Here is an 8,009-nt window from a genome sequence, read left to right as displayed (position 1 = left end):
GGCGCCGTTGCCGCCGAGCACGGCGGGGCCGACGGACTGATCCACCTGGTGGGCGGCTGGCGCGGCGGCCAGGGCCTGACGGGGCAGTCGGACGAGGACTGGGACTTCCTGCACCGGCAGCTGATCAGCACGCTGCGGAACACCACCCGCGCGTTCTTTTCCCAGCTGGAGGCCTCGGCGTCCGGCCGGGTGGCCATCGTCTCGAGCACGGCAACGGATACCCCCACCGCGTCCGGCGCCAACTACGCTGCCGCCAAAGCCGCCGCCGAGAGCTGGATGTTCTCGGTGGCCGATGCCTTCCGCCGGGCCCAGTCCGGGCGCAAGGAGGATCCCGCCCCCCAGCGCTCTGCCGCCGTCGTCCTGGCCGTCAAGGCCCTGCTTGACGACGCCATGCGCCGGGCCGATCCGGAGAAGGCATTTGCCGGTTTTACCGATGTGGCAGACCTGGGCCGCGCCGCCGCCTCCCTGTTCACGCTGGACGCCGCCCGCCTCAACGGGGAACGCATCCGGCTGGCCTGACCCGGGTCCGGCTGTGACGGCACCCACTGATTAAGGAATACTGAAACACGTGACTGACTCCCCCCTGCTTTCCGGTTCCCTGCACGACACCGACCTGCGCGGCTTCGCCTCGGACAATTACTCCGGCGTCCATCCGGAGGTCCTGACCGCGCTGGCCCACGCCAATACCGGGCACCAGGTTGCCTACGGCGAGGACGCCTACACGGCGCGGCTGCAACAGGTGATCGCCGGACACTTCGGCGACGCCGCCCAGGCTTTCCCGGTGTTCAACGGGACCGGCGCCAACGTGCTGTCGCTGCAGTCGCTGTTGCCGCGGTGGGGCGCCGTCATCTGCACCTCCACCGCGCACATCAACGTGGATGAAAACGGTGCGCCCGAACGCGTGGGCGGGATCAAGCTCCTGGCGGTGCCGGCCGACGACGGCAAGCTCACTCCGGAGCTGATCGACCGGGAAGCCTGGGGCTGGGGGGACGAACACCGCGCGCAGCCGCTGGCCGTGTCCATCACGCAAAGCACGGAGCTGGGCACGCTGTACAGCATCGAGGAAGTCCGCGCCATCGCCGACCACGTGCACGAACGCGGCATGAAGCTGCACATGGACGGGGCCCGGCTGTCCAACGCGGCCGCCTCCCTGGGCACCGACCTGCGCAGCTTCACCACCGACGCCGGGGTGGACATCCTGTCGCTCGGCGGCACCAAGAACGGCCTGCTCTACGGCGAATGCGTCGTGGTGCTGAACCCGGATGCGGCCCACGGGCTGCAGTACCTGCGCAAGATGAACATGCAGCTGGCCTCGAAGATGCGGTTCATCTCCGCCCAGCTCATCGCCCTGTACGACGGCGACCTGTGGCTGCGCTCCGCTTCCCACGCCAACGCGATGGCCGCGCGGCTGCGCGCCGCCGTCGAGGGCGTCGAGGGGCTGTCCCTGACCCAGCCGACCCAGTCCAACGCCGTGTTCGCCGCGCTGCCGCCCGGGGTGGCGGACCGGCTGCGGCAAAAGTTCCGCTTCTACGACTGGGATTCGTCGCGCGGGGAGGTCCGCTGGATGTGCTCCTTCGACACCACCGAAGACGACATCGACGCCTTCGCCGCGGCCATCCGCAGCGAACTCTCCTAGCCCCGCGCCGGGATGCCCTCCGCTCCCCGGCGCGCCTGCCTGACGTCCTGCGGCATCAGGGCCTAATCTGGCTGTGTGAGTGCGATTGATCTCTCTGCAGTGCCGCCTGAGTTCATGCGCGCGCTGTCGGACCTGCGCCAAGCGCAGTGCCGGAATGAACTGCGGCTGGAGGAAATTCCCGCGCCCTCCCGGCTGGCCCCCTTCGCCGTGGCCCTCGGCGCGGAAGTCATCGCCGAACCGGGCCCCCGGCCGCTCCACGGCCCGGTGGTCACCGCCCTGCAGACCGCCGACGGCCCGGAACTGGCCACCGGCCGCTTCATCCTGCTGCACGACCCGGAAGGTTCGGCGGTCTGGGACGGAACCTTCCGGATCGTCACCTACATCCGCGCCGAGCTCGACGCCGACATGGGCAACGACACCATGCTCGGCTCCGTCGCGTGGGACTGGCTGGTGGAAGCCTTGGAGAACCACGGCGCCCCTTACCGCAACGCCGGGGGCACCGCGACCCGCATCCTGTCCGAAAGCTACGGCACGCTGAGCGGGCGGCAGGACTCGATCGACATCGAACTTCGCGCCTCCTGGACGCCTGCCTCCGCCGACATCCGCTCCCACCTGGAGGCGTGGAGCGACATGGTGTGCACCTATGCCGGGTTGCCGCCACTGCCGGAAGGTGTTGCCGCCCTGCCGCACCGCCGCCGCAACTGACCAGCCGACGCCCGCCTGCAGGGCAGCCCGTGTGCCGGCGCGTCCCGCCATTCGGCCGGGCACGAGCCACACGTTACGGACCGGCACCGGGCCGTGGCGAGTTCCCGGGTCAGCGCGGCAACGTGCGCGGCGTAGGGGTAGACCTGCCCAGGCGGCGGTCTCGTAGGAGTACACGATGAGGTAGCTGACAGTGGCCTGCTCATTCTTTTTACCGGACGGAAGCCGTTATGGCGGCATGGGCTCGCTTCCCGGGGTCTTGGCGCGTCTCGACGTCGAGCACATCGAAACCTGCTTCGCTGAGCAAGTGCCCCATCTGCTCGATGGAGCAGTAGTACGCCGTTGTAACAGCGTGTGGGAAAGGCTTGCCCGAAAAACCCTCGAAGAATCCGACGAGTAGTTGCCCGCCCTGGGCAAGGGCACGAGCGATCTCCTTGAGCACGAAGGACAACTCGTCTGGTGGCATGTGGATGAGGGAGTACCAGGCCAGCACACCATCCAGTGATCCATCTGGTACGTCTAGATTACGTAAGGAGGCAACGCGAAAAGGCACATCGGGAAAGCGCCCGCGGGCACTTTCAATGAATTCGGGAACAAGGTCGATCCCTTGCACATTGGCACCGCATTGGTAGAGGAAGTCGGTCCAATGGCCGGGTCCACACCCGGCATCAATCACGCAGCCGTCAATACTTGTCGCCCAACGTCCGATGCGTTGCCGATCCAGCTCGTGCATGTCCTCAACGGAACCAAGAATGCGCGTGTACTCGGCGGCACGTGCCCTATATGCGGCTCGGATAGATTCACTCCCCATGCTGACGAGCGTAGCGGTCAGGGAACAGCACCGAACGATACATGGGCCTGCGCCTCTATGCCGCTCTTTAACCGGGCACTTCGCCAGCATGGCGGCTAGCGTCAAGGACGCCGTGCCGGGCCCCTTACTCTTTGCGTCCCGCCACATGACTCCCAGGTGCCTGCTAGCCGTTCGTTTATCGGGCGTCAGGCCTCATCACACGTCGAGATGAGACGCTCAACCTCATCCGCCAGTTCCGGAACCGGTCGACGACCATCCAGTTCGTGGGACGCCCCTTTCCGAAGCAACGGTTCGACGTCGAGAACGTATTGGCGGATCACGGACTGGTCTGCCTCTGAGCTGCCGTAGGGATTGTTCTTACGAACCGAGACTCGCTCGATGAGGACTTCTACGGGTGCGCTCAGGAGAACAACAGCGGCGAAACGGTCATAGAAGCGACCTTGATTCTCGACAGTCCCCGAGACAACCAGAGACGAATGAGATGCCAGAAGTGCCGTCATCCGCGGTTCATCCCACGTTCCGTCAGGAAGCACCCAGGCGTCGTAGTCGGTGTCGATCGTTCGGTAGCCCCGCCGGGACAACTCGTGCAGCACCGTTGTCTTTCCCACGCCTGGCATGCCGGTGATCAAAACTCGAGACATGACAGCCGGCGTAAACGGTGCGCGAGAGTGCCCGGTAACCGAGATGCACGCACCAAATCAGCGCCCGCAACAGTTATCGAGCAACTGTCGCCTGTTCAGGTGCCCAGTAGGCGGCGTTCGTGGGCGAAGGCGACCAACTGGAGGCGGGTGCGCAGTTCGAGCTTGTCCAGCACGCTGCGCAGGTGGGTTTTGATGGTGGCTTCAGAAACGAACAGACTCTCCGCCATTTCACCGTTGCTCAGGCCTTTTGCCGCGAGCAGGAAGACGTCCCGCTCCCGCACCGACAACACATTAAGTACGGACAAGTCCGGGCCGATAGCGGGAACGGTGCGGGCTGCATGCTCGAAGAGAGAGTGAACGGATCCCGGGGCGATGACGGAGTAGCCGGAATGAACGGTCCGGATCGCCGCCAGTAGAAATTCCGGTTCCGCGCTCTTGAGCAGATACCCGCTCGCCCCGGCCCGCACAACCTGAACCACTGCCTGATCCCTGTTGAACGTGGTCAACGCAATGATCTTCGGCTTATCGATGCCGGCCGCCGCGGCGTGCTGCACGATCCGCCGGGTGGCTTCGACGCCATCCATTACCGGCATACGCAGGTCCATCAGCATCACGTCCGGACGCCGTTCGATTGCAAGGGCCACCGATGCTTCCCCGTCACCGGCCTCTCCCAAGAATTCCAGATCCTCCTGGCTCTCTATCAGCATGCGGATACCCGCCCGGAACAAGGGCTGGTCGTCCACCAGGGCCACGGTGATACGTGTCCCCTCCTCAACCACGGTGGTCCGCTTCCCGTGCGGCCCCTGCCTGCCCGGGAAGGCCCGCTGCGGCGAGAGCCGGCTGGACTTCCGCACTCGAAACGTCACCGAAGGTGTCCCTGGCTTCGGCGCCGACTGCATCGTCCCCCGTCGTCGCTTCCATGGTTCCGTAGGGGATAAAGGCCGTCACCCGGAAGTGTTCGCCGTCCGGCCCGGCCGTCAGCCAGCCACCGGCCAGATGGGCGCGTTCGCGCATACCGGGAAGTCCCCTCCCCACCCGGGACGTGGCCGGATTCGCGGCATCTTCTTGGCCGGTTGCGGCGCCGGACGAGGCCACGTGCAGAGTCAGGCCCGGCCCGCTCCAGTCAAAGTGGAGCTGCACATCGGTGCCGCGCCCGCCATGTTTGAGGGCGTTGGTCAGGCACTCCTGAACGATTCGGAAGACGGCCATCTCCTGCCCGGCAGACAGTTCCACCGGTGTCCCGGACTCGGTCGGGTGAATCTTCAAACTTCCGCGCTGCATGCCTTCGATGAGTTCCGGGATGTCACTCAGCAGCGGCTGGGGCGCCACCATACCGTTATCGTGGACGCCCTCGATCACGCGTTGCGCATCCACCAAGGCGCTCCGGGCGGATCGGGCGATCGTGTCCAGGGCGCTTAGGACGGCTTGGGGCTGGTCCTTGCTCAGGTAGCGGGTTCCATCGGCCTGCGCGGCGACGACTGCCAGCGAATGAGCGAGGACGTCGTGCAAATCCCTGGCGATGCGTGTCCGTTCCTGCTCCACGATCAGGTCGATCTCGGTCTCCTGCAGACTGTTTTGCGCCAGTTCGCGGGCCCGGAACAAACCTCCCCGTTCCTGATACAGCGCCGCCAGTCCGCCGACGGCGGCGCACGCCCCGGCTATCAACAGGAGGAGCGCGAACAACTGCCAGCCATAGTCCTGCAGCATCCACCGGTCGCCGGCCTGCGCCGGGGGGAACCAACCGACACCGTCGCCGTATCGCCACGAAAGCATCAGGAACGCCATGACGGCAGCGGCGGCCACGTTCACGCCCACAGCCATGTACCGCTGCCGGGCCGGGGCAATCCACACGATAAAGCCCAGAGCGACAAACGAGCCAAGGTAAATGGCCCAGTGATTGGCTTCCATCGGCGGCAAAATATGACTTATCTGTCCGGTAAGAAGTGCAACCGTGAACCCAAGAGAGACCAAAGGCTTCCAAGCGGCAGTGGCAACCGCCAGTGTCATCAGCACCAGCGGCCAGTTCCCTGGCCATGACTGCCAGGATCCTCCCATCCTTCCTGCCTCCGCAATACACCACAGTGTAAAGAAAAGGACGGCCGCCACAGGGGCGCCCCAATTCCGCACAAATTTCAAAACCGGTTCCATGCCAGTCACCATATCCACGGCAATCACACAGATCCCGCCGAAATGCTGCAAATCAACCTATTAGCCAAATGAATCATTCTTTGAGCCAGATTTGGTCCGCACCGCACTTCTGGTCTGGTCAGACCCCCCCCGATCGACCCGCACAGCCCGATGATGATCCTTGGTCTGCACAGAAAGCATGCAAACGCTTCCCGGAGCGTAGAGCCAGCATAAGGGAACCCTTTATGTACAGAAGTCTGGTGGCCGTAGTGTTTCGAGGAACAGATGGACGGAGCCATTGGCGTGCTCGCACAAAGTGGGTTCAGTCTCAGGTAAAGAAGTAGGTTTCCAAACCGTGCAATCATCCGCAGCAGATATTTCAAGGGGCAACTCTCCCTGGTGGTCATCCATCTGGGCGAGAACGCTAATCGGCTTGGCCCTGCCTCCCGCGTATGTGCACATCCTGCATCATTTTGTCTACCTCTCCTCGGACGCTGTCCAGACCCCCTCCCAAGAAATTGGGGCCGAGGTGGGTGACGCTGTTCTATGGGGCGCGGTTGCATTGGCAGGTTTCGGATTGCTCGGGATCCTCGTCATGATCTACTTCCCCAACAAACGTCTCGTCGTCCCTGCCTGGTCACTCGGAATCTTGGTGCTGATTATGCTGGCTGACATTTGGCTCGTGACGCTCCTGGGCATAGGAGTTTTCAACGTGCCTCACATGTACGCCCCGGTGACACTTATCGTCACTTGCACTGCACTGGCACAACGGATGACAGCCGAACCTGAACACGGACGATGGCCGTGGATCGGGTTTACACTCGGCGCGGCCCCCTTCTTTGCGGCCACCCTGCTACTAGTAACCGAAATCATTTCCGGTTCCAGATGAGGCAACGACAGGCTCGGAGTGGTCCACCCTCCGGCCCGCGCCAGCGGAGCCGGTAGGGCTTAGCCGCTTGTCTTGCGCACTCTTTGGAAGCTTTTCCTAGCCAAACTTCCCCGCCATTACTTTGATGCAAGGCTAATGGCTGGGGAACCTTACTACTGGGGCACACCGCTCCTAGGCCAAGTGTCCGGCAACACCGTCCGCACCGGGTAGGCTGGGCGAAAATCGATTCGTCCCCGCTCGCACAAACCGGGGTTGATGCGAGGGGGAACAAATGGCTAAGAAACCGTCCATCCTGTTGACTACAGTCTTCTTTCTGACTGCCGGCCTAATCCTTGGCATCAGCACCCTTCCCAGCCAGAGCCTTGCAATTGACACGCCGGATGCCCACCAGCCCTTCGTCGAATGCTCAGCTGACTACGCGGACGGTGCAGGCGCAGAACTGGACCGGAAGAATATGATCGGCGCGGAGAACAGTGTCATCATTTCCCCCGAAGAAATGAAGGTTCTGAGTTTCTCCGAAGCCCAGATCCAAGCCCAGACAGCGAAATGGAACGAGCTTTCCCCGGAAGAACGTGAAGAGCAGTTGTGCCGTGCAGCGCAACAGAACCCGGCCAGCACTCAATAACGCAGAGCGGGCCCTTTCAACCGAAAGTAACCGTTCCTGCGCCGGGCTGAACATAGCCTGACCGAAAGTCCATCGGGCCGGCAAGGATGCAACAAGTACCAAGATCCCTGCGACGACGCCGCTGGAGGCGCTGGCCGAGAAATGTGCGAACACATCCTGCCCGCCGTCGTCCTGGCGCAACCCAGATGAGGGCTCATCCGCAGGAACCCATCCGCTAGCGAAGTCAATTGCAAGTTTGTAATCACCCGGGAGCTGCGGATGCATCAGAAATGGCTGTGGGCTGCCAGGAAGTCGGCGTGCGGCGCTTCATCGCCTCCGATTACGGCATGGCGCGTCCCGCCATTCGGCCGGGCGCATGCTGCTGGCCTAAACTGAACGGATCATGAGCTCCTTGACTTCGGACACGTCCGGGCAGAACAGCCCTGACCAGAGCACTTCCAACGACGCCGCAGAACACCGGGAGCAGACCCCCCAGCTGATCCACCTCGACGCGCCGCGGGATGGCGTTCCGCTGGTCATCGCCAGCGAGTCGGGGCTGCAGCGGGCCGCCGATGCGCTGGCGGCCGGCACCGGTCCGG

At 63.8% G+C, this 8,009-nt stretch carries 9 protein-coding genes and 1 pseudogene; 6 read left to right on the top strand and 4 right to left on the bottom strand.

The genetic code is table 11. The features are described from left to right. From AC5RUJ_RS07375 to AC5RUJ_RS07365, 3 genes are all read left to right on the top strand, one after another. Positions 1–519, top strand: a 519-nt coding sequence (locus AC5RUJ_RS07375) for an SDR family NAD(P)-dependent oxidoreductase (RefSeq protein WP_494155719.1), incomplete at its 5' end; no start/stop codon positions are given. A gap of 49 nt (positions 520–568) precedes the next feature. Further along, complete coding sequence (locus tag AC5RUJ_RS07370; protein WP_493999563.1) at positions 569–1,636, top strand: threonine aldolase family protein; 1,068 nt, start codon at positions 569–571, stop codon at positions 1,634–1,636. A 114-nt stretch (positions 1,637–1,750) separates the two neighbouring features. Then, positions 1,751–2,341, top strand: coding sequence for a DUF3000 domain-containing protein (locus AC5RUJ_RS07365; RefSeq protein ID WP_494001247.1), 591 nt, complete (start codon positions 1,751–1,753; stop codon positions 2,339–2,341). A gap of 208 nt (positions 2,342–2,549) precedes the next feature. Here AC5RUJ_RS07365 and AC5RUJ_RS07360 read toward each other — a convergent pair whose 3' ends face one another. The 4 genes from AC5RUJ_RS07360 to AC5RUJ_RS07345 all read right to left on the bottom strand — a co-directional run bounded on the left by AC5RUJ_RS07360 (position 2,550) and on the right by AC5RUJ_RS07345 (position 5,797). Continuing rightward, entirely contained in the window at positions 2,550–3,071 is a 522-nt protein-coding gene (locus AC5RUJ_RS07360; RefSeq protein WP_494128189.1) for a class I SAM-dependent methyltransferase, read from the bottom strand. A 263-nt stretch (positions 3,072–3,334) separates the two neighbouring features. Further along, positions 3,335–3,790, bottom strand: coding sequence for an AAA family ATPase (locus AC5RUJ_RS07355; RefSeq protein WP_493999561.1), 456 nt, complete (start codon positions 3,788–3,790; stop codon positions 3,335–3,337). Between the two features lie 95 nt (positions 3,791–3,885). Further along, a complete protein-coding gene (locus tag AC5RUJ_RS07350; protein WP_494155718.1) occupies positions 3,886–4,542 on the bottom strand; it encodes a response regulator in 657 nt (218 codons plus the stop codon). A 19-nt stretch (positions 4,543–4,561) separates the two neighbouring features. Beyond that, entirely contained in the window at positions 4,562–5,797 is a 1,236-nt protein-coding gene (locus tag AC5RUJ_RS07345) for a sensor histidine kinase (protein WP_494014124.1), read from the bottom strand. Positions 5,798–6,350: 553 nt separating this feature from the next. Here AC5RUJ_RS07345 and AC5RUJ_RS07340 point away from each other — a divergent pair. The 3 genes and pseudogenes from AC5RUJ_RS07340 to AC5RUJ_RS07330 form a co-directional block, all read left to right on the top strand. Then, positions 6,351–6,806, top strand: a complete 456-nt coding sequence (locus tag AC5RUJ_RS07340; RefSeq protein ID WP_494128187.1) for a hypothetical protein — start codon at positions 6,351–6,353, stop codon at positions 6,804–6,806. Between the two features lie 271 nt (positions 6,807–7,077). Next, positions 7,078–7,431 (top strand): hypothetical protein, encoded by a 354-nt coding sequence (locus AC5RUJ_RS07335; RefSeq protein ID WP_494128186.1) that lies wholly within the window; start codon positions 7,078–7,080, stop codon positions 7,429–7,431. A gap of 382 nt (positions 7,432–7,813) precedes the next feature. Next, positions 7,814–8,009, top strand: a pseudogene (locus AC5RUJ_RS07330) (ribonuclease D); the annotation flags it as partial.

The sequence above is a fragment of the Arthrobacter sp. Y3223164 genome (assembly GCF_059091005.1).
This window is presented reverse-complemented; position numbering and strand designations above follow the sequence as displayed.